This is a genomic window from Pseudoroseomonas cervicalis ATCC 49957 (genome assembly GCF_000164635.1).
GTDB classification, from domain to species: Bacteria; Pseudomonadota; Alphaproteobacteria; order Acetobacterales; family Acetobacteraceae; genus Pseudoroseomonas; species Pseudoroseomonas cervicalis.
On the sequence record NZ_GG770777.1, the window covers coordinates 651,438 to 677,354 of the forward strand.

General features: G+C 68.8%; 23 protein-coding genes and 1 pseudogene. 15 read left to right on the top strand and 9 right to left on the bottom strand.

Annotation, left to right across the window (positions count from 1 at the left end):
- Nucleotides 1-4: 4 nt before the first annotated feature.
- The gene (gene phnD, locus HMPREF0731_RS02800; protein WP_007002491.1) at nucleotides 5-976 is read right to left on the bottom strand and encodes a phosphate/phosphite/phosphonate ABC transporter substrate-binding protein; all 972 of its coding nucleotides are present in this window, start codon (nucleotides 974-976) and stop codon (nucleotides 5-7) included.
- A gap of 27 nt (nucleotides 977-1,003) precedes the next feature.
- Nucleotides 1,004-2,128 carry a substrate-binding domain-containing protein gene (locus HMPREF0731_RS02805; RefSeq protein ID WP_007002492.1) on the bottom strand — a complete coding sequence of 375 codons (1,125 nt, stop codon included), beginning with the start codon at nucleotides 2,126-2,128 and terminating at the stop codon, nucleotides 1,004-1,006.
- 618 nt (nucleotides 2,129-2,746) lie between these two features.
- On the opposite strand from HMPREF0731_RS02805, the gene HMPREF0731_RS02810 reads away from it, so the two are divergent.
- From HMPREF0731_RS02810 to HMPREF0731_RS02825, 4 genes are all read left to right on the top strand, one after another.
- Entirely contained in the window at nucleotides 2,747-3,280 is a 534-nt protein-coding gene (locus HMPREF0731_RS02810) for a hypothetical protein (RefSeq protein WP_007002493.1), read from the top strand.
- Nucleotides 3,281-3,366: 86 nt separating this feature from the next.
- Nucleotides 3,367-3,876, top strand: a complete 510-nt coding sequence (locus tag HMPREF0731_RS02815; protein WP_157135896.1) for a ribbon-helix-helix domain-containing protein — start codon at nucleotides 3,367-3,369, stop codon at nucleotides 3,874-3,876.
- A gap of 168 nt (nucleotides 3,877-4,044) precedes the next feature.
- Nucleotides 4,045-4,338: a hypothetical protein gene (locus tag HMPREF0731_RS02820; protein WP_157135897.1), complete on the top strand. Its 294-nt coding sequence runs from the start codon at nucleotides 4,045-4,047 to the stop codon at nucleotides 4,336-4,338.
- 155 nt (nucleotides 4,339-4,493) lie between these two features.
- Entirely contained in the window at nucleotides 4,494-4,964 is a 471-nt protein-coding gene (locus HMPREF0731_RS02825; protein ID WP_007002496.1) for a hypothetical protein, read from the top strand.
- Here HMPREF0731_RS02825 and HMPREF0731_RS02830 read toward each other — a convergent pair.
- Nucleotides 4,961-5,341: a ParB N-terminal domain-containing protein gene (locus HMPREF0731_RS02830; protein WP_040611877.1), complete on the bottom strand. Its 381-nt coding sequence runs from the start codon at nucleotides 5,339-5,341 to the stop codon at nucleotides 4,961-4,963. The genes HMPREF0731_RS02825 and HMPREF0731_RS02830 overlap by 4 nt on opposite strands.
- A gap of 167 nt (nucleotides 5,342-5,508) precedes the next feature.
- The gene (locus tag HMPREF0731_RS23035) at nucleotides 5,509-7,437 is read right to left on the bottom strand and encodes a competence protein CoiA family protein (protein ID WP_007002498.1); all 1,929 of its coding nucleotides are present in this window, start codon (nucleotides 7,435-7,437) and stop codon (nucleotides 5,509-5,511) included.
- Between the two features lie 249 nt (nucleotides 7,438-7,686).
- On the opposite strand from HMPREF0731_RS23035, the gene HMPREF0731_RS02840 reads away from it, so the two are divergent.
- The 9 genes from HMPREF0731_RS02840 to HMPREF0731_RS24015 all read left to right on the top strand — a co-directional run bounded on the left by HMPREF0731_RS02840 (nucleotide 7,687) and on the right by HMPREF0731_RS24015 (nucleotide 19,635).
- Nucleotides 7,687-7,980 (top strand): hypothetical protein, encoded by a 294-nt coding sequence (locus tag HMPREF0731_RS02840; protein ID WP_007002499.1) that lies wholly within the window; start codon nucleotides 7,687-7,689, stop codon nucleotides 7,978-7,980.
- Between the two features lie 173 nt (nucleotides 7,981-8,153).
- Nucleotides 8,154-9,629, top strand: a complete 1,476-nt coding sequence (locus HMPREF0731_RS02845) for a serine/threonine-protein kinase (protein ID WP_040611878.1) — start codon at nucleotides 8,154-8,156, stop codon at nucleotides 9,627-9,629.
- A 666-nt stretch (nucleotides 9,630-10,295) separates the two neighbouring features.
- Entirely contained in the window at nucleotides 10,296-10,667 is a 372-nt protein-coding gene (locus HMPREF0731_RS02850; RefSeq protein ID WP_007002502.1) for a DUF6634 family protein, read from the top strand.
- Between the two features lie 4 nt (nucleotides 10,668-10,671).
- A complete protein-coding gene (locus tag HMPREF0731_RS02855) occupies nucleotides 10,672-12,888 on the top strand; it encodes an AAA family ATPase (protein WP_157135898.1) in 2,217 nt (738 codons plus the stop codon).
- Between the two features lie 373 nt (nucleotides 12,889-13,261).
- The gene (locus tag HMPREF0731_RS02860) at nucleotides 13,262-14,026 is read left to right on the top strand and encodes a hypothetical protein (RefSeq protein WP_007002504.1); all 765 of its coding nucleotides are present in this window, start codon (nucleotides 13,262-13,264) and stop codon (nucleotides 14,024-14,026) included.
- The gene (locus HMPREF0731_RS02865) at nucleotides 14,023-16,266 is read left to right on the top strand and encodes a hypothetical protein (RefSeq protein WP_157135899.1); all 2,244 of its coding nucleotides are present in this window, start codon (nucleotides 14,023-14,025) and stop codon (nucleotides 16,264-16,266) included. Before HMPREF0731_RS02860 ends, HMPREF0731_RS02865 begins: the two co-directional genes overlap by 4 nt.
- A gap of 5 nt (nucleotides 16,267-16,271) precedes the next feature.
- Complete coding sequence (locus tag HMPREF0731_RS02870; RefSeq protein ID WP_157135900.1) at nucleotides 16,272-17,303, top strand: TniB family NTP-binding protein; 1,032 nt, start codon at nucleotides 16,272-16,274, stop codon at nucleotides 17,301-17,303.
- On the top strand, nucleotides 17,275-19,131 hold the full coding sequence (locus tag HMPREF0731_RS02875) for a helix-turn-helix domain-containing protein (protein ID WP_085980139.1): 1,857 nt from the start codon (nucleotides 17,275-17,277) through the stop codon (nucleotides 19,129-19,131). The genes HMPREF0731_RS02870 and HMPREF0731_RS02875 overlap by 29 nt, the downstream gene beginning before the upstream one ends.
- A gap of 66 nt (nucleotides 19,132-19,197) precedes the next feature.
- On the top strand, nucleotides 19,198-19,635 hold the full coding sequence (locus HMPREF0731_RS24015; protein WP_157135901.1) for a hypothetical protein: 438 nt from the start codon (nucleotides 19,198-19,200) through the stop codon (nucleotides 19,633-19,635).
- 621 nt (nucleotides 19,636-20,256) lie between these two features.
- Here HMPREF0731_RS24015 and HMPREF0731_RS02880 read toward each other — a convergent pair.
- The 4 genes from HMPREF0731_RS02880 to HMPREF0731_RS02895 form a co-directional block, all read right to left on the bottom strand.
- Entirely contained in the window at nucleotides 20,257-20,442 is a 186-nt protein-coding gene (locus tag HMPREF0731_RS02880) for a hypothetical protein (RefSeq protein ID WP_169312247.1), read from the bottom strand.
- Nucleotides 20,443-21,474: 1,032 nt separating this feature from the next.
- A complete protein-coding gene (locus HMPREF0731_RS02890; protein WP_157135903.1) occupies nucleotides 21,475-22,257 on the bottom strand; it encodes a hypothetical protein in 783 nt (260 codons plus the stop codon).
- A 365-nt stretch (nucleotides 22,258-22,622) separates the two neighbouring features.
- Nucleotides 22,623-23,261, bottom strand: coding sequence for a protein-glutamine glutaminase family protein (locus tag HMPREF0731_RS26455; protein WP_169312248.1), 639 nt, complete (start codon nucleotides 23,259-23,261; stop codon nucleotides 22,623-22,625).
- On the bottom strand, nucleotides 23,239-23,667 hold the full coding sequence (locus tag HMPREF0731_RS02895; RefSeq protein ID WP_040611880.1) for a hypothetical protein: 429 nt from the start codon (nucleotides 23,665-23,667) through the stop codon (nucleotides 23,239-23,241). The genes HMPREF0731_RS26455 and HMPREF0731_RS02895 overlap by 23 nt, the downstream gene beginning before the upstream one ends.
- A gap of 217 nt (nucleotides 23,668-23,884) precedes the next feature.
- On the opposite strand from HMPREF0731_RS02895, the pseudogene HMPREF0731_RS26460 reads away from it, so the two are divergent.
- Together HMPREF0731_RS26460 and HMPREF0731_RS26030 are read left to right on the top strand one after the other, a co-directional pair.
- Nucleotides 23,885-24,238: pseudogene (locus HMPREF0731_RS26460) on the top strand (TniQ family protein); the annotation flags it as partial.
- A 234-nt stretch (nucleotides 24,239-24,472) separates the two neighbouring features.
- Nucleotides 24,473-24,835 (top strand): hypothetical protein, encoded by a 363-nt coding sequence (locus HMPREF0731_RS26030; RefSeq protein ID WP_245538234.1) that lies wholly within the window; start codon nucleotides 24,473-24,475, stop codon nucleotides 24,833-24,835.
- Nucleotides 24,836-25,226: 391 nt separating this feature from the next.
- On the opposite strand, the gene HMPREF0731_RS02905 is transcribed toward HMPREF0731_RS26030, so the two are convergent.
- Nucleotides 25,227-25,917: MmgE/PrpD family protein (locus HMPREF0731_RS02905; protein ID WP_007002516.1), on the bottom strand; the 691-nt coding region annotated here is incomplete at its 5' end.

Below are 25,917 nucleotides of genomic sequence, written 5' to 3' on the forward strand. Positions count from 1 at the left end.
ACACTCAGCGGCAGGCGTAGGAAACGTTGGTGGCCTGGTCGATCTGCCGGATAACACTCCATTGCTCGCTGTAGGTGATCGGGATGAACTTCTCCTGCGGCGGCTCGGACTTGCCAAACTCCTCAAGCAGCGCGGAGCCTTCCCAGTTGAAGGAGAAGAAGGCCGCCCGGATCTTCTCGGCCAGCTCGGGCTTCAGGTTGTGGGCGATGCCATAGGCCGTGGTCGGGAAGCTGTCGCTCTTGTAGATGGTGCGGATGCGGGCACCATCGACCGTGCCGCGGGCGATCATCCGGCGCATGACGCTGTTGGCAACGGCCGCGGCCTCGTAGTCCCGGTTCGCCACCCCGATGACCGAGTTGTCGTGGCGGCCCGAGAAGTTGGAGCGGTAGTCGGTACCCTCACGCAGGTTGAACTGGCCCTGCAACAGGGCGACCGGCGCCTTGTAGCCGGAGTTCGACGTCTGCTGAGAGAAGGTCAGGGTGCGGCCGCGCAGATCCTCAAGCTTCTGGATGGGGCTGTCGGAGGGCACGATGACCTCCATCTCGTAACCGAACTCGCCGGACTTGGAGGCCATCATGGCGAAGGGCACGAAGCCGGAGCAGTTGACCGCCAGGGGAGTGGATCCGGTGTTGAACCCGGCGACGTGCAGGCGCCCGGCGCGCATCGCCTCGATCTGAGCGGCGTTGTTCTGCACGGCGAAGAACTGGACCCGCTTGCCCGTTTCCTTGGCCAGGTGCACCAGGAAGCCGTCCCAGACCTTGCGGTAGACAGCAGGGTCCTCCACCGGCGTGTAGGCGAAGATCAACGTGGACGGGTCCACCTGCTGTCTGGTGTCCTGCGGCGTGTCTGCGACCATGTCACCGCCGCGGTCCGTGTACCGGCCGTCCAGGGAGGTCGCCGCGGGTGCCTGCTGCGCGGCCACCGGCGAGGCGGCGAGGCTTGCCAGAGCCAGAAGCGACGTGCGTCTGCTGATCATAGGCCAGTCTCCTGTCATCGAAGAAATTCAACCGTTCGGCCGACGGGTCATGACGGCACGCTCGCGCACCGCATCTTGGATCGCGCGAAGCCGGTCCGCTGGTGGCGGCACCAGCCCGATGCGGGCCAGGTAGCCGTCCTGACCCAGGGCCCGGTCGGACACGTACTCGGCCAGGAACTCCTTGAGGCCGGGCACTCGGTCGATGTTCGGCCGCTTCACGTAGAGGAAGAGCGGGCGGGAGAGGGGGTAGCGGCCGGAGGAGATGGTCTCGGCGGTGTCGTCGATCCCGCCGACCATGGAGCCCTCGATACGATCTCGGGCGGCTTCCAGGAAGCTGAAGCCAAAGATGCCTAACGTGCCGTCGGCGCCGTCCGCGATCTTGGCGACGATGGCCTGATCGTCCTCCCCGGCATCGGTCCAGCGACCGTCCTCGCGCACGCTCGTGCATACCCGACTCCGCTCGGCGGCGTCGGCAATGGCTTGCACCTCCGGCGCCGCTTGGCACCCCGCCATCATCGCGAGCTCGGTGAAGCTGTCGCGCGTGCCCGAGGTCGGTGGCGGGCCGATGACGCGGATGGGCCAGTCCGGCAGGTCCGGGGAGATCTGGCGCCAGGAGGTGTACGGGTTCGGCACGAGGCGCCCGTCCCTCGGCACCTCCTTGGCCACTCCGAGCCAGAGCTGGGCCAGCGTGAAGTTCGGCGAGGCGAGACCCTTCCGGTGAGCGACGACGATGCCGTCGAAGCCGATGGGGATCTCCATGATCTCGTTGATACCGTTCCTCAGGCACAGCGTGAACTCGCCCGAGGTGATGCGGCGCGAGGCGTCCTGCACGTCCGGGCTGCCGAGGCCGTTGCTGCGGCAGAACTGGGCGAAACCGTGCACCGTGCCTGTGCTGGCCACCCGGACCCGCTCCCCGCCCGCTGCCTTACCGACCGCCTCTGCGACGGCCCGGCTGAACGGAGCCACCGTGGAGCTGCCGGTGACCTGAGTGACCTCTCGGGTCTGGGCCTGCGCGGACGCGGCCACCCCGAGGAAAGCCGCCGCGGTCCCCACCAGCGCGAGCAGCCTACCCGCCCGCGGCACCAGGGCCCCTGCCCGGTTCGGCTTCGTGGTCCCGGCCGCTGTGGCGCCGGACGTCGGCTTCGACGACATCGCCGTGAACTCCTGCTTCGCGCATATCGAACGTTAATTCGATATATGCGGAAACGTCGTATCATATCGCCGAGAAGCTGTCTGTTTCAGTTCCGTGAACTCTCCCCGCCGGGGAGGGGGCATTTGATGCCAGTTGGTGGCGGGCGTACGTCGCATCAGCGAAGCCCTGGCGGGCTGCCAGCCGTCCTCCCCGCGCCGGGCGGAAGCCGGATGGGAGCCTCCGCGCAGCCAACGACGTGCGCGGAACCCGGAGCGATCAACCCGTTTTGTCGGCCTGCCGCCGCACCTCCTCGCTGGCCGACTGAGGCATGCCGAACCGGCGGCGCGCGGTCCCCCTGGAATCTATTCAAGATTCGGAGCGGATTCCGCTGGTGGAATCAGTCGGTTACGGGGCTCTTCCCCTACGGATCGCGCGGAACTTCACTACGGATCGCGCCCGGAAGGTTTTGCCTGGGACGACATCGGCGACATGGCGGCGCCGGTGGCCGATCGACCCTGCGCATTTACCGTGGAGCTCCACGCCGGTGGGGCGGCACTTGCTGACCGTGGAGTTCCACGGTATTCGCGTTGCCCCTTGGCACCGCCGAGGTCCGTCGAGAAACAAGGATTGGGCGCTGCATGGGCACGCCACCGATAGCAGAACGCGACAAGGAACTGCTGCGGCTGCTGCGGTCCGAGTTCGGATTCGACCTCGAAGGCTGGCTGCGGGCGCACGGCGCCAAGCTGTACTCGGATGCTCTCAGAAGCGTCCTGCACGCGTACTCGCGCGGCCCCGTTGCGGCCAGCGGCGGGTCGGAGCCGATAGGCGAGGCCGCCAGGCAGAGATTTCTCCGGTCGCGCCAGCGCCACGAGGACGATTGGCTGCTGCGCCACGTGCTGGACCCGGTTTCCCCTGACTGCCTGCTTCCTCCGGACCGGGCGAAAGCGCTGCGCGCCCGTCTGCTGGCCAAGCTCCGCGACCGGGCGCGGATCGCCCGTGGCCCTGTCCTGACGGTCCGCGTTTCCGAGGAGACGGCCCTCGGGCTGGACGAGATCGGCCGCAGGCTGTTCGAGTCCACGAGCCGCTCCGTGACGGTGAAGGCGATGGCCCGGGTCGCGACCACGCACCTGCGGTCATCAGAAGGAAAACGGGATGGGTCGGGCGCCGGGTAACCGGGGTTGCCCGGCGCCACGCCGTCGGGGAAAGGACAGCCACCATGGGCCGCCGCACGACGCCGAGGCGTGAGAGGATGGCCGCCATGCTGCTCCAGCAGGAGGTCGGCGACGACTGCTTCGCGTGGCTGGCCAAAGCTGGCGTGGCCATGCGGCACCCGGGCGTGCTGAGGCGCGTCGGGCAGTACCGGGAGGCTGGGGGGCCGGAACCCATCCTGTCCTTTCCCCCCGAGGCGTCCGACGGAGAGCACAACGCGCTCGCAGATTCCTTCCCGGCGCGCCGCGCGGCGTGGCGCGCAGCACGGGGCGCCGCGCAGGCGGATTGGCTGACCCGGCACGTGCTGGATCCGCGTTCGCCCGACCTGCTGGTGACCGAGAAGTTCGCCGCGGCAACTCGGGCGCGGCTACTGGCGAGGCTGCGCGACGAGGTGCGCCGGGCGGCGGATTTCCGCACGATCCGCATCGATGCCGAGACCGCCGGGTGGCTGGACGCGCTGGCCCGCCACAACGGGCTGGGCAGCCGGTCGGAGGCCGTCGAGATGATGGTCCGTGTCGTCATGGAGGCGTCCGGCGGCGAGGCGACGGCGAAGGATTGACGCCCGGTCATGCGGGCCGTCGCGCGGCCGTCGCCTCCGTCCCGCCGCGCGGCGCCGTTCCTGTGATTGGACCGGCGATCGCGTCGGCGCCACCTTCGCCGCCGCACGCCAGCAAGGCTTGGTCGTTGGTCACTAAGGACAGCGTGCGCGGAAGCAGAAGGAATGCGCATGCCCAGCAAGGACACGACGTTCATCGGCCACACCCCTGCCCCGCTGGCACGCCCGGAGGGACAGCCGCCGGTGGTGCAGGGCGCCGACGGGTCCTGGATGCTGGAGCTGGCGCGTGGGGCCAATGGCGCGTTCGCCTTCGCCTACGAGCGGGTCGGCGGCATCGTCCGCGTGACCGGCCAGGCGGTGCTGCGGCATCCGGCCGGTCATGTGCTCCAGCCGGTCACCGTCGTCTTGCGCGAGGAGGACGCCGGGAAGCTGGGGGCCGGAATACTTGGCATCATCGGATCATGAGGGACACCACCGCCATCTGAAGCCCGCCTCCGGACGCCCCGCTTGTAGGGGTCGAGCCACTTCAGCCCGCGCACTCCAACCTATCGGAGGCACCCACTACCTGGACTACGCCCGCGCTTCCGCCGTATCCGGACGCGGCGAATGGGGCAAACCTGATGAAAGAGCAGTTCGATGTGGCCGGTGGCGGCCATGTGTGGTCCGTCGTACTGGATCCGGACGCTCGGCCGCCGCTGGCGAGTTGGTTTGGCCGGGGTCCGACTGGTAGGCTGCTGGGTCCTTTCGCGCGCGGTGGTCTCGTTGAGCTCGCGGTGGCGGACGACGTCCGCAAGTTCGGCGATAAGGCTGCGACCGCCAAGCGAGAGGGGAGCGTGCCTGAGGAACCGGCGTCGGCTCAGCCCACCTCGGCGGATCCCGTCGGACCCGCCTTTCTCGAGGCACGCGCCAGCGCGGACCCGGACTGGCGAATCTGGAGGATTGAGCAGGCCGACGGGGGTGAGTGTTTCATCGTTGCAGGACCCGAGGCCCTTCTTCCCGACCTTTTTCCGGAGGAGATCTTCGAAAGCTGGGAGGAGGCTTCGAACGCAATTGACGAAGTCCCCGGTAACGGGCCGGGCGGACCTCGCTAGCTTTCGGAGCTGACCCGCCCCTGACTCTCCCGCAGCCTGCGCATCATCGCGTCCATGCGTATGTTAAACGGATGGTCGGGCTTACGAAGGCTCCCCTGCCCGTGGACGGCCTCGTAAGCCTCGGCTTCCTCCAGGCGGGCCCGAAGTTCACGCATGTGGGCTGCCAGCGAAGGTTCGGCAGAGGCGTCGAGATGGACCGCCTCCTTGCAGCCGAAGTAACGCCGGACGGCGGTCCACGCCCCTCGCGCCTCCGCCAGAGCTATGGCGTCGAGCAAGCTGGCTTCGTTCAGATGTAGATGGCCCCACCGCCGCGCCGACGCGGAACGGGAAAGCCCACCGTCTACCGAAGCCAGCGCATGTACCGCGCTGTCGCCCATGGAAGCCTCCTGATCGGTTGGGTAAGCCCATCCGATGATTGATCGCGGCTTCCCTGCGCCACAAGCCTGTCAGCCCATTGACGACGGCGGGCGCCCTGCACTGGTCCTTCCGATCGCGCGCCGAGCACAACCACCGCCGCCTGCCTGCGGGAGCCCATGTCGACAGCCTACCGCCGCCTGCCCTTGGGCAGCGCCGCGTCGAGCAGGCTCCTGCAGCGTTCGAGCGTCCGATCGTCGGCGCAGTGTTCCCAGGGCGAACGACCCAGTGCGGGGTGCTTGCCGCGCAGCCACATCTGCGCCCAGTCCGGCTGACCGGGGAAGCGGGCCACTACCTCCGCCTCCAGCCTGCTCCGGCAGCCTGCCACAACGGCGGCAGCCTCCGCCTCCTTGTCGAGGCGGCGCCTCTCGGCTTCCCGGGTCGCCATGATGCGGTCCCGCTCGCCCGCCATCGCCTCGCTGATGCGGTTCCTCGCCTGCCAGTCCAGCGCGAACTGCCCCTCGTCGAGGGGCAGCCCGGTTGCGGCGCTGACCGCATCACAGACCCAGGTCGTGCCCGCATGTTGACCCATCAAGGCGACGGCTCGTGTCATCAGGGTGCCCACGAAGTCCCCTGACTCTTGGCGGCGGCGTTCCGCAGCCTGCCGCGCGAACTCCTCGCGCTCGAGGCGTGCGGCCTCCTGCCGGGCACGCGCCTCGTCCCGGCGCCTCTGCCGCACCGCCTCCAGCGGCAGGCCCAGCAAGCCGCCCTCGTACGGGCTGGCGTGCGGCTGGACCATCCTCTCGAGCTCATCGAGCCTTCGCATGAGGCGTTCGAAGCCCTCGCCGCCCTCCTCGGCCAGCACACGAGGCGCCACACCGAACTCGGGGACAGCTTTGTCAAACCAGCCTGCCGTGTCCGTCCAGGGCAGCCCAGCCGCCTGCAGCAGGGTGTCCAGCTTGTCCTGGAGTCCGCCTTGGCGGCGCCTCGACTCACTCGCCGCCTCCATCCGCGGCCTGGCTTCCCACCCGACGGTCTGGGCGGCCGCCCAGCCCTGGCGGACGCGCATCAGCAGGCCGCGCTCCGCCAGCCAGTCGGCGTAGTCGGCGATAACCTCGTGGGGCGGGCGGAGGCCCGGCACGCGCTCCCGGATGTGCGCGACCAGCTCCGGCTCCCAGTTCCGCCGGATCTGGAACGGCGCCTTGAGCATCTGCCGCTTCTGGAGGGTCCGGAGTGCGGCGTCGCCCGTCACCAGGTGGCCCGCGGCGCTGATGGCGACATGGTCCAGGAAGGCCGCCTGCCACGTCTCGGCGTCCACCGCGAAGCACTCGGCCCCGGGAACGCTGCGGCCGACGAACCCGCCGAAACCGGCGTCGATGGCCCTGATCCGCCAGCCTGAATGGCCGGGGCTCGCGGGCTCAATCCAGGCGCCCGCCACCTCGTCGGCGATGCGGCCATGGAGCCGCTGCCTGCGCCGCCGCTCCACCGCGGCCTGCTCCTCGGCGATGCGCCGCAGGCGCGCCTCCTCGGCGGCCACCTTGGCATTGTGCAGCCAGTGGCGCGGCGCCCCGCGCAGCACCTGCTCGGCGTGCTCGGCCCGCGACGCGTGACGGGGGACGCGCGACAGGTCGATCTCGATCGCGGGCAGGTTCCGGACCCGCAGGAGAGCGAGCTTCTCGGGGCCGCAGGGATGGCGAACGTGGAACTCGAGGAGCAGCTCCCGGCCCCGGCCGCGGATGACGGCGTCGGGCCGCAGGCCACCCATATCGACCTCGGCCTCCGCCGCCTCGTAGGCGAAGATGGTGGCGAAGGCGACGTCCTGGCGCAGGCCGTCGACCTCGGCGACCGCGTCCGGCAGCAGGATCTCGCGGGCCTCCAGCACGATCTCCTTGGCCAGCCGGTGCAGGGTGGTCTCCCAGGCGCCGATGCAGGCGCGGTCCACGTGGTGGGCGAAGTGGTGGACCTTGATGGTCCCCTTGCGGGCCACCAGCCGCTCGCCGCAGCGTAGGCAGCGGCACCGGCAAGCCAGCCCCGAGGCCACCTCAGACACGTGGGCCAGGCGGCCATCCTCGGCCAAGCCGTAGGGGAGCCGGGTGCCCACCCTGTCCAGGTCATGCATCACGGGAGGCTGGCAGCTGGCTGGTCCGTCCATGGCGCCCGTGAGCTTCGGGGAAGCGGCAGCATAGCATTAACTCGCTGGTTCGGAGCCCCCCCGACGAGCAGGTCGGTCCCCGCGATGGCTTTGGCTGCCTCGCCGGGGCCATCGTTCAGCCCAACAGCCGACAATGTGTCCTGCGACTTTGCCAGCCTCGAGGTTCCCACCGCGGAGGTTCAGATGCGTAGGATCGTAGTGGCGGCAGCAGCCGCAATGACAACGAGCCTGCTCACGCTGACGGCGCACAACGCGTCCGCGGCCCCGGCCGCCACTTCCGTGGCCGCGCCGCCAGCGGTGGCGCAGACCGTGCAGTACTGGTACCAGCGGCCGTACGACGGCAATTGGGAGCGGCGCCAGCAGTGGCGGGAGTGGCGCCGGGAGCGGGACGAGGCCCGCATCGCCGAGGCCGCGCGGCGCGAAGCCTGGCGCATCGAGCAGGAACGCGAGCAACGCCGGGCGTGGCGGCATCAGCACGGGTATGGCCCGCGCTACGAACGTGGGTGGTGACGGGAGGCTGTAGCGGCTAGCGGTCTTCCGACCACCAACATGGCACCGGATCCTTGGATCCGGTGGGCCGCGCCACGTGTGCCGCGAGGCGTAGCCAGTCCGGTTTGGTCGGGCTGGTCCCCTTCGGCAGGCGCCGCGCTATCATGCACCCCGCCATCGGCTGGAGATCGAGGATGCGGCTGCGCCTGAATCACGAGTGGATGCTGGGAGATCGGATCGGGGCCGGTGGCTTCGGGCAGGTGTTCGAGGCTCGGTGCACCTCCGGGGACGTTGGCCCCGCCGTGGCGAAGCTCGTTTCAAAGGCGCCGGGCGCCCAGCGCGAGATGCTGTTCACGGACCTGGACGGGATCCGGAACGTCGTCCCCATCATCGACAGCGGTGAGACCGACGGCCACTGGGTTCTGATTATGCCGCGCGCGCAGGCGTCATTGCGGCAGCACATCACGGACGCCGGGGGTACGATGCCCCTGGAGGATGCGCTGGCCGTGATGGCCGACATCGCCCTGGCGCTATCCGACATGAACGGCAAGGTCGTGCACCGTGACCTGAAGCCAGAGAACGTCTTGCTTCTCGAAGGCAGGTGGTGCCTCGCAGATTTTGGCATCTCCCGGTACGCCGAGGCGACCACGGCGCCGGACACCCTGAAGTACGCAATGAGCTTCGCGTACGCCGCCCCGGAGCGGTGGAGGGGAGAGCGGGCCACCGGCGCGGCCGACGTGTATGCCCTGGGCGTCATCGCCCAGGAACTCCTGTCCGGCTCCCGTCCGTTCCCGGGGCCTGACGTGCACGACTTCCGTGAGCAGCACCTGCACGCCGACCCGGCGCCGTTGGCAGGCGTTTCCACCGCCCTGGCATCCATCATCGCGGAATGCCTCTACAAGTCGCCCGGTACCCGGCCCAGCCCCGCAAACCTGCTCGCGCGCCTGGAGGCGGCCCAGCGTGTCCCAAGTTCCCAAGGCAGAAGTCGCCTGCGCGAGGCAAACGGGCTGAACGTCGCTCGTATGGGCCAGGACGCCCGGCTGGCTTCGTCAGCGCGTTCGGAGGCGGAGAGGCGCCGGGACCTCGTCCGCGACGCACGGGCTTCCTTCAGGCGGCTGAGCGAGCAGGTGCGCGACACCATCAAGACGGATGCTCCGACAGCTACCATCCGCCCTGCACAGGACGGCGGCTGGTCCGCGTCGCTTAACGGGGCAACCCTGTCCTTGAGCGGCGTTGTCGCCGTGGCCGAGAAGCCGTGGGAAGGCTGGGAGGCGCCCGCCTTCAACGTGGCTGCCGCGGCCTCCATTGAGTTGCGGGTGCCCTCGAACCGCCACGACTACGACGGCCGCTCGCACACCCTCTGGTTCGGCGACATCAAGGTGGCAGGCCGGTACGGCTGGCACGAGGCCGCCTTCATGCTGAGCCCTTTCTCACGCCAGCGTTCCCGGCTCGCGCCGTTCTCCCTGCCGCCCGGCGAGGCAGCCGCGAAGGCGCTGTGGACCGGGCTGGCGGAGTATCAGATGGCCTGGCCGTTCACCCCGTTCTCCTCGGAAAGCCTCGAGGACTTCATCGACCGATGGCTCGGCTGGTTCGCCGACGGGACACGCGGGAGCCTGCACCACCCGAACACCATGCCGGAGCGGCCTTCGGAGGGATCCTGGCGGCGTTAGGTGCCAACTCCCAATGCTGACTCCGCTACCCGCGAAGGCAGAGTATCGCCAAACCCCAGACCTCCGCCGGGTAGTGGCTGTAACACCCTGACGAACCGTTCACGATTTGCGGAGCTATAGGCCGCATCCAGATGACGGCGGGCACCTCGGCACGGTTTATTCAGTGCCTTTTTCAACCCCGTGGTTTAATCGGCTTCCGGTACATGGTCTCTGGAATGGCATGCTCGGCGCCTAGCGTTAGGTATCTGATCCTACGACATTTCGGGCGTGACTATCGGCAGCCAGCCACGGCAAACATGCCATGGCCATCCTGCGCCAACCCAATGTTGCAAGGAAATCCGAAAGGATTCAGCACGGTAGATCCAGCCACCTGATGGACTGGCGGGCCTTCGCAAGCCAACCTCCGGTGCCTCCTTTGCTGGCAAATCACACCGACGCATGCCTATTGCGCCGGGCCAGATGTTCCGCTTCTGTTCTGCGCATGACGACCGCCCTTCCCCTCCCCGAGGCGACTGAACCGGGTCCCCCTGGCCCGGCGGGGCACGTCGGCGGGTGCGGAAACGGGCACTGGGTCGTCATCCCCGCGCCCGCATAGGGCGCCCGGCGACCGCACGCGCGGGCCGCCACCAACACCCCGACAATCACACATCAGAGACAGGAGGCACCATGCTCATCATCGGTGAACGAGGAACCGTGCGCGGCGACGTCGAGGCGGAAGCCAGCAGGCTGGAAACGCTGGCCGCGGACCTGCGGCGGCTCGCGGCGACCGGGATGCCGTCGGCGGCGGAGCTGTCGGAGGCGCCGCTGCTGGAGGGGTGGGCCGTGACCTCGCGCCCGGTCTTGTGCCTCGTCGGCGCCGTCACTGGCCATCCGTTGCTGGACGGCCCGTTCTGCCGCACCTCAGACCTGTGGGCCTTCGCGCCGACCGTGGGCTGGGCGCGTACGTTGAACCGCCTCTACCGCCTCGGCGCCCCGCGCGCGCCCATGCCGGTCGTGCCGCCGCCCGCCGACCGGACTTGCTCCCTGGGCCTGCGGTGACACGATGCCGAACCCCATCGCCAACACCTCCGCATCCGCCCCCTCACCCGCCCTGCCGCCCGGCGGGATGGGTGGCGCCGCCTCTCTCACCGGCGACGCGCTGGACCTTGCCATCAAAGGACTGGCCGAGGCCGTCGAGGAGGAGATCGGTGACGAGCCGTTCCACCTCGGTCCGAACCCGCCGCAGGCGCGGCAGCCGCAGCCGCCGCCCGCGCACCGGCCCTCGCGGGTGCGCCTGGAAGACCCTGCCGAGGCCGCCGCATACGCCATGGTGCGGCGACTTCTCCTGGCCGACCCCACCCTGCGTGACAGGGCGCGGGAGCAGGGCGCGGTCCTCGTGGTCGAGGTGCCGGACGCGGAGTGGGTCGTCCCCGTCGCCGAGACCTGGCGCATGCTGATCCAGGGCACGGACGAGGTACCGTTCGACGGCGACGACGCCCAGGACCGGCCATACCGGCGGATCAGCAAGATTGAGCCGAGCTGGGCCGAGTTCCGCCGCGACGGCTCCGACCGCTGGCACCGCCCCGAGGACGGCAACGGCGCCGTCCGCACCATGGTCGCCAGCGGGCGCCCGGTCTACGGCTTCAGCCCGGCGCCAGCCCGCTGCCTGCCATCCGATCTGCTGCGGGCCGCCACGGCGAGGGTGACCGTCGGCCCGCCGGATCCGGCCGCGCTGGCCGAGGCGGCGACCATGTTGACCGGTGCCGCGCCGGTCACCGCGTCCGTACCGCCGGAGGTGGCGCGGCTGGTCACCGTCGGCGACCTGTGGCTGGCCCGGCTGCCCCACCAGGATGCCGACGACTACCTCCGGCGGCTGGCAGAGTTGGCGTCGCAGCGGCTCTCCGTCCGCCCGCTGACGCTCGACGGTCTGCACGGGATGGAGGAGGCAACGCGCTGGGGCAAGGACGTCGCGCGCGACCTCGCCGACTACGCCGGTGGCGCGCTGCCGTGGCGCGACGTGGACCGCGGCGCCGTGCTGGTCGGCCCCACCGGCACCGGTAAGACGACCTTCGCCAGGGCGCTGGCCGCGCAGTGCGGAGTGCCGCTGGTGACCGGCTCGCTGGGGCAGTGGCAGGGTGCCAAGGACGGCCACCTCGGCACGACCCTGGGCGCCATGCGCGGGACCTTCGAGGCCGCGCGCAAGGCGGCGCCCTGCATCCTGCTCGTGGACGAGATCGACAGCTTCGGCAACCGCACCACCTTCCGCCACCACGACCGCGACTACTCGGTCCAGGTGGTCAACGCCTTCCTCGAGGAGCTGGACGGCGCCGCCGCACGTGACGGCGTGGTCGTCCTGGGCTGCTGCAACGACGCCAGCCGCATCGACCCGGCCATCCTGCGTCCGGGCCGCCTGGAGCGCCTGATCGGGGTGCCGCTGCCGGACCAGGCGGCGCTGGCCGCCATCCTGCGCCACCACCTTGGCGGCGACCTGCCCGGCGCCGACCTGTCGCGCCTCGCGCTGCTGGGCCTCGGGTCCACCGGCGCCGAGGCCGAGCGCTGGGTCCGCGGCATGCGGCGGCGGGCGCGGCACGACCGGCGGGAGGCGACCTTGGCAGACCTGGAGGCGGAGCTGCGCGGCAACGGGTCGCGCCCGGCCCCAGAGGTGCTGCGCCGCGTGGCCATCCACGAGGCCGGGCACGCCGTGGTGGCGGCGCTGGGGAGGCCGGGTGCCCTGATCTCGGCCAGTGTGCTGGCGCAGGGCGACCGCGCGGGCCGGGTGCTCTGGACCGAGCCCGGCGATGGCCAGACCACGGTCACCCGCGCGGCCCTGTCAACATTGCTGCGCGAGGCGCTGGCAGGCCGGGCGGCCGAGGAGGAGCTGCTCGGCGAGGCGTCGGCCGGGAGCGGCGGCGGCGCCGAGAGCGACCTCGCCACAGCGACGCGCCTCGCGACCGCAGCGGTGACCGCGCTCGGCCTCGACAAGGGCGGGGGCGCCCTGGTCTGGCGAGGCTTGCCGGACGCGGCCGGTGTCCCCGCCCTGCTGGCGGCGCGACCGGACGTCGCGCGCAGGGTCGGCGAGATGCTGGATGCGGCCTACGCCGAGACGCGCTCGGTGGTCCGGCGCCACGGCTTGGCCATCTGCCGCTTGGCGGACCTGCTGGTCGCCAAGGAGACGGTGCCGGGCGCCGAGATCGAGGCCCTGGTCTCGGCGTCCGAGGCGGCCGCGAAGGATTGCCGACCAAGAGGCACCGGTCGCCACCCCCGGGGGGCGCGGCCATGACGGACTCGCTTCAAAGCCCGCATCTTGGGCAGGGCGACAAATCCCAAGGCGGCGATGCAACCAACACCGGGATCGCGCGTACCTGCAGCCATGACCTCCTCCATGCGAAGAGCCAGAGACTGAGGATTTGCGGCACGGCGCCGATGTTGCCGTCCCCGCCTGCAGCTCTTCCGGCCTCACCGCGGAGCACGTCATGCCCCAGTACAAGTCCTTGGCGCCCGCATGGGCGCACCGCGCGCGGTGTGGCCGCGCACGCCGTCTCCTTCCCGCTTTCCCGGCCGCGTTCGGCCTCGCCGCCCTGAGACGCCGCTCCCGCGCCGTCTGACGCCGCCCACCGGCGGCATCCCGAACGCCCGAAGGATTGGAAGCCACGATGCGTAAGTTCGCATTGGGGGCAGTGCCGACGCACGGCAACTGGAACCCCCACTTTCCGGCCAAGCCCCCCAAGGCGAAAGCCAAGGACAAGACTGCCAGCAAGCAAGAGAAGGGCAAGGCGCCGGACGAAGAGGAACAGGACCAACCCAAGACCCGGACACAGGTCCCGACCTACTACCCGCCTGCGAAGGGCGCGCAGCGCTACGAACGGCTGCGGAATTATCACCATCGCGACGCCGCGTTCCTCTTGGACGCCCGGCACGAGGTGCGGGGCTGGACCTCCACAGCCGAGGCCATCGAAGTCCACTGGGAAGGCAAGGACTTTAAGTTCATCCCCGACTTCATCGTGCATGAGGAGACGCGCTCCTACGCGCTGACCATCCTCCACCCGCTGGCCAAGCTGGACGCGCGCCGCAAGAAGCGCCTTGCCGCCGTGCGCGCGGCCTGCGAGCGCCAGGGTCTGGGCTTCGTCTACCTGAACCGCGACGAAGTCACCGAGGACGCCGCGCTGCCCGGCGCCAAGGACCTTTTCTACTACCGATACTGGCAGTGGCCGGACTCCCTGCCCTTCACGGTGTCGACTGTGGCCGAACGTCACGCACCTGCCACCCTTGGGGAGTTGCACCGGCTACTGGATGGCTTCGCCACTTGGCAGCAGCTGCTGGCCATGGTCGCCAACGGGTTCGTGGTGGCCGACGTCTCGGCCGGGCTCGGTCGAAACACCCCCGTGCTGGCCTGCCGGACGAAGGGGTGGCGGACATGAGCAACCGGTACCTGCCCCGGCTTGGCCAGATCATCCGCTGGGACGGCCACCCATGGAAGGTCGAGCGCCTCGACAACGACGGGCTCGATCTACGAAACCTGATGACCGGCGAGCTACTGACCTGGGGCCTCGCCTCCTGGATCCTGAATTGGCAGAGCGGCAGCCTGCGCCAGCCGACCGTCCCGGAGCCGCTGGATCGGCGACGCCTCGTCCGTGGCACGTACGTCCACCGCCAGGGCAGCATCTGGCGCGTGAAGCTGTTCAAGAGCGGCCTGATCCACCTGGAGAATGTCAAGACCGACGAGACCGCCGTCGTCAACAACATCGCCTGGCAGGAGGAGTGCTGGCGCGGCGAGAGCTGGGTCGTCGATTCACCTGACGCGGACCTGCCGGAGCGCATCCGGGAAGTGCTCCGCGTCCCGCTCGACGGCTTGCCGAGCTCAATGAAAGCCAAGGTCCAGTGGAGCGCCGTTTTCGTAGAGGCGTACCGCGACCCGGAGCGCTTCTACCGCGAGAGGATGCCGGACCTCCCCGTCGTCGAGCGCATCAATCTCGGCGGTCGCGTTTCCAAGGTGACCCTCCTCGCCTTCCTGAAGCAGGTCGCGAAGGCGACCGGGAAGAAAGCCCCTGGTGTCAGCACGTTCTATGGTTGGCTGAACACGTTGAAGCAGGCAGGCGGGGACATCCGCGCCCTCGCGCCCCGTTTCGACAGGCAGGGTCCACGCGGGCGCAAGATGCCCGCGATGGTCGAGCAGTGGCTGATCGAGACCATCACCGTAATCTGGCTCACGCGGCAGGAGAACCGCAAGTCGAAGGTCTGGGGCGCGCTCAACGACCGGGTGACAAACTGGAACAAGGCAAACCCGGACAACCAGCTCTGGTGTCCGAGCGAGAGCCAGGTGGCCCGCTACATCCGCGAGGAGGTTGACCAGCACGTTTCCCTCCGCCGTCGCAAGGGCAAGAAGGAGTTCGACAAGGTCCGCACCATCGGCAACGGTGTGGTCACGACGTTCCCGCTGGAGCGTGTCGAGGTCGATCACTTCCGCCTGCGGCGGATCAGGGTGCTGGACGACCGGAGCGGCCTGGACATGGGCGGCGCCTGGGTGTCCATCGCCTACGACCACTTCACCCGCATGCCGCTCGCGCTGATCGTCCATTTCGCGGGCGAGACCCTTGGCATCGGGTTCAGCGTCCTGCGGATGACGATGACGCCCAAGGGCTTCCTCAAGAAGCTCGTGCCGAACCTCGACTACGACTTCCCCACCGGCGTCCCGATGTCGTTCTACTTCGATCAGGCCGCGGCGACGAACAACGAGCACGTGCGCGACGCGTCCCTGGTCCTCGACATGATCATGGACTACGCCGAGGGCGAGAACCCGCAGCTCAAGGCGTGCATCGAGCGCTTCATCCGGGACTTCCGGGAACAGGCGTTGCGGCCGCTGGCGGGGCCCAACCCGCCCAGCCACCGCGAGGAGAACGACCCCGAGAAGCCGGATGCCATCATCCGGTACTCCGACCTCGTGCGCCGCCTCTGGACCTGGGTCGCCATGGTCTATGCCAAGTCGTGGCACACCGGCATCGACGACGTGCCGCTGCGCCGGTGGCAGGAGCACACGGACCGGCGCCTGCTGCGGGCGCTCCGCAGCGAGCACGACCTGACCGTGCTGCTCACCCACCGGCACATGTGCCTGCCGCTGCGCGGCAGGGTCACCACCCAGGGTCTCACGTGGCACGGCGAGGCCATCCGGCAGATCGTCGCCAACCCGAACTACCGCAAAGGCATGAAGATCCAGGTCCTGTTCGACGAGCACGACGTGTCCCAAGCCTGGGTCGTCAACCCGTTCACGGGTGCGATCGCAAAGGTCGAACCCTTCAATCGTCGCCTGATGGTCGGTCTCACCCTCCACCAGCACGACATCACCCTCAAGTTCAACAAGCGTCTGGAGCGGACCTACGACACCGACGAGCTGCGCGCCACAAAGGCAGCGCTGGTGGAGGAGGCCACACGGCTGCTGGCGGACGGAAAGTCACTGTCCAAGCGCCAGCGGAATGCCCTGGTCCGCTTCCTGATGATGAACAGCAACCAGCCGTCCGGCGACGACACCGGCGACGTGCAGCCGCAACCGGACGGCAGCGAGCCGCAGGCGGCGCCCGAGAAGTCGGAGAACACGAACGACGAGCGCCGCGCGGCACGTCCGCGGCGGCAGGCGAAGCGCATGCGCGGCGACGAAGGGCAATGAGCACCATGGACCAGAACGAAATCGACCGTCTCGTCAGGCTCTCGGGCAGGTTCCGCGAGTTCTACCTTCCGACCGACAAGTCGGACGAGATCCAGCGGGACATCCGCCGCCTTCACCACCGCGACCATGGATCGTCGGGCGAGGCTGGCATCCTCCTCCTGGTCGGCGGCTCAGGCAGCGGCAAGTCGAAGCTCGTCCTTGACTACACCAGGCAGTTCCCCGACCAACCACGCGCCATCGTTGGCCCGGATGGCGCATTCGCCGACCGCAAGGACGTGTTGTACTTCAAGGTTCCGAATGGAAGCGAGAAGGACGTCGCCGAGGTCTGGCTCGCCGCGCTGACAGGCCAGAGCATCGACCACATCGTGGGTCGGGGCCGCAAGCGCCTCGTCATCCAGGAGGACATTGTCGCAGTAGGGCGCGAAGTGGGGAACAGGCTCGCCGTCGCCGATGAGTTCAGCCAGTGCCTCGAAGGCAAGGACACCGCTGCCATCAAGCGCATCGCCAGTCTCTGCCGGTACATCGTGAACGCCAAAGGCGGTCCGTCCCTGATCATCGCCGGTACGGCATCCGTCCTGCTACTCAGGGAGGCCGATGCAGAATTCCGAAGGCGGGCAAGCATCCGGCACGAGCTCCTGCCGCTGGACTGGGACGTCGCCGAAAGCCGCGAGTTCCTGCAGGACGTGTTGATGGAATGGGATGAGTTCCTTAGGGACAACATCTTCGGCGCGCTGTCCGGCCTTGCGGAAGCCAAAGTGGCCTATCCGCTTTGCCGCGCCGCATCGGGATATCTTGGCGACATGGCGACCCTCATTGAGAACGCTGCCGCGGAAGCCATCTACGAAATGGCGTCCGGGAAGGCGGACAGGCTTACCTACGCCCACCTCGTGAGGGCATACGGCAAGTCGGCGGTGTGGACAGCAGAGCGCCCCGCGTTCCCCGAGGCAGTCGGGCCTACCATCGACACGAGCCCCGAAAAGACCCGCCTGCGCGGCCGCACCCGCCGCAGTGGCCGCCACCAAGACTTCCGGCCCTGAGGATATGGGCAGACAGCCCCTCTCGCTCGGCATGCGCATCGTGCCGGGCGAGAGCATACCAGGCTTCATGATGCGGTTCGCGGGCCGTGCCCGCTTCCCCGACGCCGACCGCCTCGCCATCCATGTCGGCTTGCGCCAGCCTGGCTCCGCCACCTCTGGGGATGACATACGCGGCCTCGCGACCCTGTCCGGCGCCGATCCCGCCGCTCTCGAAGCCGCTGCCTACCGCCCTACCGGCCGCCTCGCCCATCACCGTTTCCTTGGCGGCGAGCTGCACCGCGAGTTCATCGACATCTCACGGCGGCGTGCCTGCCCAGCCTGCCTCGCCGCAGCGCCCATCCAGCGGGCCGCCTGGGACTGCGCCCTGGTGACCGCCTGCTCCCACCACGCCCTGCGCTTCGTGGACAGGTGCCACAGACCTAGGTGTCGGGGTCTCGGGTGGAACGGAACCGACGTCACCCGCTGCGCCTGCGGAACCGATCTTCGGGCGCTCGCCGGAATGCAGGTCTCCTCCGACGAGGCAGAGGCGAGCGCCCGCGTGCTAGCGCTGGCCAAGGGCGAGGCGATCCCGTGGTTGCCCCCTGCCCTGTTGGCCGTCGGACCGGCCGACCTCCTGCGCCTGGTCATGGTCACCGGCATGTTCCTGACCGCTTGGCGCAAGGAAAGACGCATTGAGACCCTCGTCGCGTCCGGGCCGGACGCCGTGGCCCGCGTCGTCGGCGCTGGCCTTGCCGCGGTCGAGGCGTGGCCTGTTCCCCTTCACGGGTTCCTTGCGGCGACGCGGGCCGAGGAGGCCGCCCGCGCCGGACGCTTCGGCGCCACCAAGACCATGGGCGCCTACTACGGCTGGCTGGCCATGCTGGAGGCCGGGCCGTTCCGCGACGCCCTCGCCGAGGCGACCCGCCAATTCCTTGCCGCCGACCCCGTCCTGGGGCGCCGGATGCACCGCTCGCTGCTGTTGGGCGTGCAGGGTGACGGTGTCGCCTTGAAGGAGGTCGCACTCATGGTGGGCAGGTCCGTGGAGACGACCAAGCGCATGGCGGAGGCTGGCCTCCTACCCATGCCCGACGGCGGAGGACGCGGCCTACCGGCGGTGATCGGCCGCGCGAAGGTGGAAGAATTGGCGGCCGAACTGCGTGACGCGCTGACGCTGGACGAAGCCTCCGCCGCCCTGGGGGTGTCCAGGGCACGGGTGCGGCGGCTGGCGGAGGCAGGCGTTCTCGAGGCGGTCCATCGGGCCGCCGCCGACGGCTGGGGCCGCTGGGCGTTCCGGCGCGCCAGCATCGAAGGGCTGCCGGGGCGCATGGCGGCGGGCGCCCCGATCGACACCGGCCTCGAACGAGGGCTCGTCGACTTCGAGGTGGCGGCCGAGACTATGCGGCGGCGCGGCGTCGGGTTGGCCGACTTCGTGGGCATAGTGCTCTCGGGCAACCTGCCGGTGGCGGCCCTGGACCATGCCGCCGTTGGCCTCAAGCGCCTGCGGTTCGACCGGGCGGCCGTGCGCCGGGTGGCGGCGCCTCTCGAGCGGGGGCCGTTCAGCGCCTACGCCACCGCCGCGTTGCTCGGCCTCAAGCGTGAGGTGGTGGCGCACCTGATCCGGCGCGGCCTGCTCAAGACCGAGGGCGGCGCCGTCACGGCCGCCGAGCTCGACCGCTTCCGGGAGGTGTACGTGTCCGGCGCGGAGCTGGCTCGCGAGCGCGGCACGTCGCCCCGGAAGCTGGCGGCGGACCTGCAGGCGGTGGGGGTGCTGCCGGTGACCGGGCCGGGGGTGGACGGCGGGCGGCAGGCGTTTTTCAGGAGGGCGGATGCTGCCCAGAGAAAAGCATGAGGTCGGCACTATTAGAGGCTGCGCTTCTCCTGCTAATGGCGGCGACCGTTTGACCCTGAGGGTACTGTGGACATCGAGAACCGCCTCTTGCAGCTTGAGCAGGATGGATATTGCCAGCCCGCCGACAGGGAGCGGTGGCGCGAGTTGCTACATGCATTGCAAGGTTTCGTGGAGGCGTCCCGTGAACGGGAAGCCGCTCGGCGATCCGGAGCTGCCGAGGAAACCATGCGGTTGAGGCCGGGCTACGCACGCGGTGACGCTCGGCGTGACCACGATGCCGAGTTTGCTCAGGCGCTCCACCATGTGGGCCGACTCGCGCTGACGCTTCTGGTCGACCTGCCCCATGCGCGTGGCTGGTCGACCGCAGGAGCTGCCGCCGCGCGACATGTGCGCGAGCTCTGGCCTAGTGCCTCCCCGCCACAGCGCGCGGAACTGCGTGCCTCTGCCGAACGCGCCGGGCTGTCAGAAGGGCTCAAGGACATCCTAAAGCCGGACGGGATTTGACGACGTCCAAATGCACCCCGCGCGCTCCCACGGTGTGAATCGCGCGCTGGCGCAATGCCTATCCCAGATGTACTCCGGTGCTGAAAGGGACAGTTCAAGCCGGGCCCGAAGTTCGTCGGCGTCGATGACGCCAACATTCTGCCCTGCCGCAGCGACCCGAAGGACCGCAAGCAGGGGATCCAGTTCGATTCGTGGAGCATCGTGTTGCACCGCGAAGAGGGCAGCGGCTATCGCTACCTCGTCCAGCCACGAAGACATGTGCGTGACGCTGCATTCCAGTAGAGCGCGCTCATCGCTGGCAAGCCAACGAATGGGCATTGGGCACCCTGTTCTGGAAACATGCGCGGCAAGCCCCAGTGGGAGAAGCACTCCGGGCAGGAGGAACCAATCCTCCGGGACCCTGATGCCCTGCAAGAAAAGTGGTCGCTGCGATAGTGCCCTGCCGTCCTCAACTGACTTCACCGGCGGCTCTGCGAGCGACCCAAATGGTGATTGAACTTCGACGTCGTCCATCCATGCCTCCAGGGCTTCGCTCGATTATCAGCTAGACGTGCGGCAAATGGAGCCCTTGGCGGATGCGCGCAGGGCACCGAGCCTCCATCACAAGGATGGCGGACAACGTTACTGGCTGGCTATGACACCCAGCAGCAGCCCGGCCGTCTCCGCCAGGTAGGTCTCCGTCGCCGCCAGGAGCTCCAGGTGCTCGCCCTCGGCCAGCGCCCGCGACAAGCCCAGCTGCACGATGAAGACGGCGAACTCGCGCTCGGCGCTGCGGAGCCTGCCCTCCAGCTTCCGCAGGGTGGCCACGTCGCCCCGCTCGAACCGGCTTGGGTCCGCGCGTGCCAAGCGCTTACCCTCGCGCGACTGCAGGTGGCGGAACAGCGCCTCGGCGTCGTCCCGCCAGCGGACACACTTCTGCGCCTGGCCGCAGACCACGTAGAGGTCGTCCTATCAGTCCGGTGCAGACGCAGCCGAGGACCTGCAGGCCCTGCCCTCCATGCACAGACGGGCTCCCAGCGGGGCAAGCCGCGGCATTCTCGATGAGCGCCCTCGCGCTGGTGCACTCTGTTTGGCGTCGGTCGCGGTGGGACACAGGGAGCGCAGGATGACAGCCGGAACGCACGTCGAACCCGGAGGCTTGAGCAACCACCACAAGGACTGGGAGGAGGCGCACATCGACGCCCTCGCTCGCACGGTTGCGATGCGCCACGTCCCCCTTGCGCGTATCCTTGCGTCCGACCCGGTGACGTTGGGTCAGGCAGCTCATGACGCGAGCGCTCGAGCCGCTATGGCAACGGCTCTTGCTTGGCTGCCAGGCGCGGAGGCGCACGAGGCTGAGCATGGCGCGCTCTCCCTGCTCGATCGCGTCCACCAGGATTGGCTGATGCTTTGCCGGGTGAGGAAGTCCGCACGCGAGGCCATGGCTACGGGCTGCGACGGCTCCCCGGCCCCGACGCAGGTTTTTTCGGACCCTCAGCAGTACCCGTCGTCGCAAGGTTGAGTGCCGCCAGCAAGGCGGCGCCAAGTTCGTCCTCTTCGGAGAACCAGCCGCCTTCACCCACAGCAACGCCATTCAGCCGAACCTCGTACCCGACGAAGGCCTCGAACTCATCTCGCACCTCGACAACTGAAGCCTTTCAATGAACCCCGTCGCGGGTACGTTTGCGAACGCTGGTGGATGCCATGCTTCTCGCGCCAACGGTTTCCCGATTCTCGGCGGTTCCTGTAGGATGATTCACGCTCGTGTTGTGTCGGCGCCTGTCCGTTGACGGTTCAGGGCGTGCGCACCCCGCAGTGAATGAATCGGCGCATCACGACGCCTGCGGACGGGCCGAGCCATCAGGATAGCTCGCTCGCTGCCCTTCCCTCGAAGATGGCCAGCGCGGCCTCGCCTGCGTTTGTGCCAGACAGGGCCCGGGCCTCCAAGGCCATGAACTCCGGTGTTGGGCCAACTGCCTTTTGGCAGCCCTCGTACAGTGACACCAGCCGATCGATGTAGCGGTCGGCGGCCGACCGCTGCGCCTGGGACAGTCCGTCGGGCAGGTACATGGCGAGCATGGTCCGCAAGTCGGCGCCGCTGTCTATGCTCAGCAGCCGCACATGCTCGGAGGTCATCATCTCGCCCATGTTTCGAGGAACCAGTCCTTCATGGTACGGCAGGGAGGAGATTACTTGCTGAAAGTTCGCGCAGAGGCGGAACCCGATGCCACGAACAAGTGGCTGGCGCACATCGGCGAGGTCGGTTTGGGACAGCTTCAGGCGCCCCAGCAACTCGTCGAAATCCTTGGTGAGCTTGTCCCCGCTCCCCTGCACGCCTCCGAATGCCATCGTTGAGATGCCCGTGCTCGCGTAGCCTGCCTTGGCGACCAGCAGGCTCAGCGACCTGAGCTGCTCGATGAGCTCGTCAGCCCGTTCCAGGCGGTCCTGAAGCTGGGCTTCGACACTGAATGCCTTGAAGGATTTGAAGCGCGGCAGCTGGTGGACGACCGCCATGGCCAGGAAGAGCCCACCCATCGTGACGGCGGCGGTCACCTTGTCGACGAGGGCGAGGTAGATGGCGAGGGCTGCCACGACGGCGGAGAGCAACCCGATGGCGTTCGAGTAGGTGAACTTGCTGAGCACAGGCACTCCGACCCGGTGGCGGCCGATGCAACCTACCGTGGCGTCATCGTGGGGGGAAGCACCACCGTCGAACTCACTCCGGAGGCCGTATGTCAAGAATGGCGGGAGCCTCGCGATGTAGGATAAGTCGAACAAGCGATCGGCCCGGGCTCGCTGCCTTGGCGGCATCGGCGAGACCGCCGAAGCCGGGATGGTCCTTGGGGAGCCAGTACCTGAGCTGACGACTGTCGACCTGAATGCCAAGGCCCGGCAGGCTCTGCCACGAGGGATGCTCAACATCCTGCATGACCCATATCAGGCTGGTCACGACCTCTGATGGTGCGTCAGGCACCGACAGCGAGGCGTAAGGCGGGAATCGCCTCCGGTCAGTCCAAGTAGGTTGCCCCATCGCCCTCGCCTCTCGCAGGTACCCGCACGGTCAGCGCAGGAAGCTCGCCGTCGAAGTGCCCAGCGAGTGTCCGCCTCAGATCATCGTCCCCAATCCTCGATGAAAAGGCAAACGTCTTGGGATCGATGTCCGTCACCTCGGTCGGAGTTAACATCCAGCGCCCATTCGGTGCGCCCAACACCCATAGCCACCTTCCTACCGTACATGGTCCATCCAGCAGGGCGGGGTCGATGACTTGAGCCACCAGGCGGCCATTGCTCGCAAACAGACATGCAGGAGCCACATGGAACCCCCAGTCAACGCCCCAAGAAAATCCCTCCTCCGAAAGCGCCTGGCGAGATGGCGTGAGTGGGAAGTTCTCCACGGTCCGCAAGCCCGTCTCGGTCTGCATGTTAACCACGTGAGGAAAGCACCATATCTTCATCGTGGTGACGCCGCTCGGCGTGAACCAGCGGGTCGCGGCCTCAGCCCTGAATTCGCACCCACCGGAAAGGCGGTCCCAGTTTATGCATGATGCGCCCAGCGCCCGATCGTAGAAGCGCTGAACCTCCTTCTGCGGACCCCCTCCAGCACGCTCCGAAGGTGCATCTACTCTAGTCCGATTCCACCAAGACATAATCGGTCACCCGCCCAAACCCGGGAGCCCAGTATCCGGCTCCAACAGCGCTTGGAAGGCGCATCTTGCAATTCCGTGGCCCGAGTGGCAGCCACGCGTCAGATTCTTCGCCGTGGGTCTCCAGCCGCCGCAACTGCGCCAGCGCCGAGATCGCGAGCATGGTCACGGTCTTCCCGGTACCGGTCGGCATGACCACGGTCGCCGGACCACCGGCACCCCGCCAGTGAGCCAGCGCCGCGTACCGGTGGATGGATTTTCGGGCGATCTGTTCGTCCACGTCATACTGGCGGGGCAGCGGCAGCCTGTCGCCAATCTTCAGCTCAGCCATCGACAGCCCCGCGTGCGACCGCGCCAGGATGGGCCGCCAGCAGCCGAAATGATGCCCAAGCTTATCCTTGTTTTCCACTTGGAATTGCGTCGCCTACGGCGCTCGGTTGGCTGGGTGGGGTGACTTCGGGTGCGTGGCGGCAGGATTAGGGAAAACTGCTCGCCCTCACCTGCCGATCGACTGCAGGTGTGCTGTCCTTGTAGTGTCCGCGCCCATGCCGCTTCCGCCACAGCCGCGCCTGCCGCCAGAGGATCTGCCGCCAGAGGATAGGCCACGTTCCCACAGCCTCGGCCTCATGCCAGCCGCGGACGAGAGCCTTCAGAGCTACGTCTTTCGACTCGCTCGGCGGCGGCGGACGGAGACGCCGAACGTCCTGAGCAAGCGATTGGGGTTCACGGGCCTCGCCTCGCGGGCATCGCGCGAATCGGTCGAGAGGCTTGCTGCGGAGGCCGGAATTCCTCTCGAGTCCTTGCTGCCTCTTTGGCGTGGCAATCCGCACGCACCCCTCGTCTTGTTCTGGGGGCATTCGCTCCCTGGCAGCGCCCTGGACTTCCAGGTGAATACGGGTCGTAAGGTCTGCCCCGAGTGCTTGGCCGAGCATGGGCGGCACCTTGCGGTCTGGGATCTATCGTTCGTCTCGGCTTGCCCCATCCACCGCAAGGTCCTCGTGGACACATGCCTCGCGTGCAGGGACCCGATCACGTGGAAAGGCAACGATGTGGCTTGGTGCGGCTGCAAGGAAGGCGGCGACCTGAGGAGGATCCCGGCGGCGCCGGTCACACCTCAGCAGGCGGACGCCACCGCCTGCGTCCAAGGATTGCTTGGGGATCCTCGGTTCCCAGAGGAGGCGGCGGGTGTCCGGGCCCTGCGACCCTTCCGGAACATGGCGCCCGCCCCCATCATCGAGTTCCTAGTCCGCCTTGGGCTCGACGCGGCGTCACCGCGTCCGCGGCGCTATTTCTTTGGCTTCGAGAACATGGGCGACGTCGACGTGCCGCCGCACGAGGCGCTGGCCCGCTCCCTGGAGGCGGCCCGGGACTGGCCCGCCGGGTTCTACGCCGAACTCGACCATATGCGGCGGCGCCATGTCACGGACGTCCGGACGGCGACCCAGAAGGTGACCGAGGGCATCGTGCGCTGGGCGACCCCGCTGCCCAACGGCAGCGGGAAGGAGGTCGTGCGGGCGGTGGCGGAGTGGAGGCGGGCGGCCCGGTTGCTGCCGGGCTATGTGCCGCAGGGGAGCTAGCGCGGCTGCGGGGCTATGCCCCCGACCCTGTGGCGTGCGCCCCCCCCAAAGCGGCTTTCGGTTTGTCGCGATGGCCGTCGGACTTGGCCCACAGGCGGGAGCTTCGGCTCCAGATTGCCGCGTTCCTACCGCGCCGGGCACCACAGTTCGCTGCGCGTCAAAGGCTGCAAAGGACTTAGCGGCGACGAGCAGGTAACGCCCTGACATCACTGGCGGATTTTCCGGTCTCGGGATTGGCGCACTTGGCAGATCCGAGTCTGAATAAAGCCGTGCGCCTGTCCGTGGAACCAGCAGAGGCAGAAGCCGCAGATCAAACGGTTACGGCAGGCGCAGTCTGTCTATGTGCGCGCCGTTACATGACCCCGGCCGCGGGGCGGGCCGGCGGCCCGCCCTATGCCGGGCCGAGCGCCAGCGCGCCCGGCAGCGCCGTCCCCCGCAGCACCAGCGCCCGCAGCGCCGCCGCCGCGTCCTGTCCCAGCACCGGCTCCGCCAGGTCGCTGAACTTGGCGTCCAGCTCCGCGTCGGTGAGCGGATCCTCCGGGTCGCCCTTGCGGGTCGGCTGCTCGTGCTCGAACACCCGGCCATCCCGCAGCTCCAGCCGCAGCCGGGCAGCGCGGCGCCGTGGATAGGCCTCGGCGAGGTCCGGCGCCAGGCTGACGGAGACCTTCGGCATGAAGGCGTGCAGCACCGGGTCGCGCAGCCGCTCCGGCGTGAAGGCGCCGAGGCGGACGGCGCCATGGTGCAGCAGGGCGGCGACGCAGTATTGCAGGCTGAACCGCGCCTCCTGCCCGGTGCGCGCGGCGGGCCGGTCGCACAGCTCCGCCGTGGCCCGGTAGCCCGCGACATGCAGGCGCGACACCTCCTCCGGCCGGAAGGGGTGGCGGGCGCGCAGCGCCAGCACCCCATCCAGCGCCGGGAAGATGTGGCCGCAGCAGCCATGGTTCTTGAACGTCATCTCGCCGATGACGAAGCGCGTGCCGAGGCCGTCCAGCGCCAGGTCCCAGCACCCGGTCGAATCGCTGGTGGCGGCGGCGAAGCCGGCCGGGCCGTGCAGCACGTCGGGCGCGCCGGGCACGCCGGCC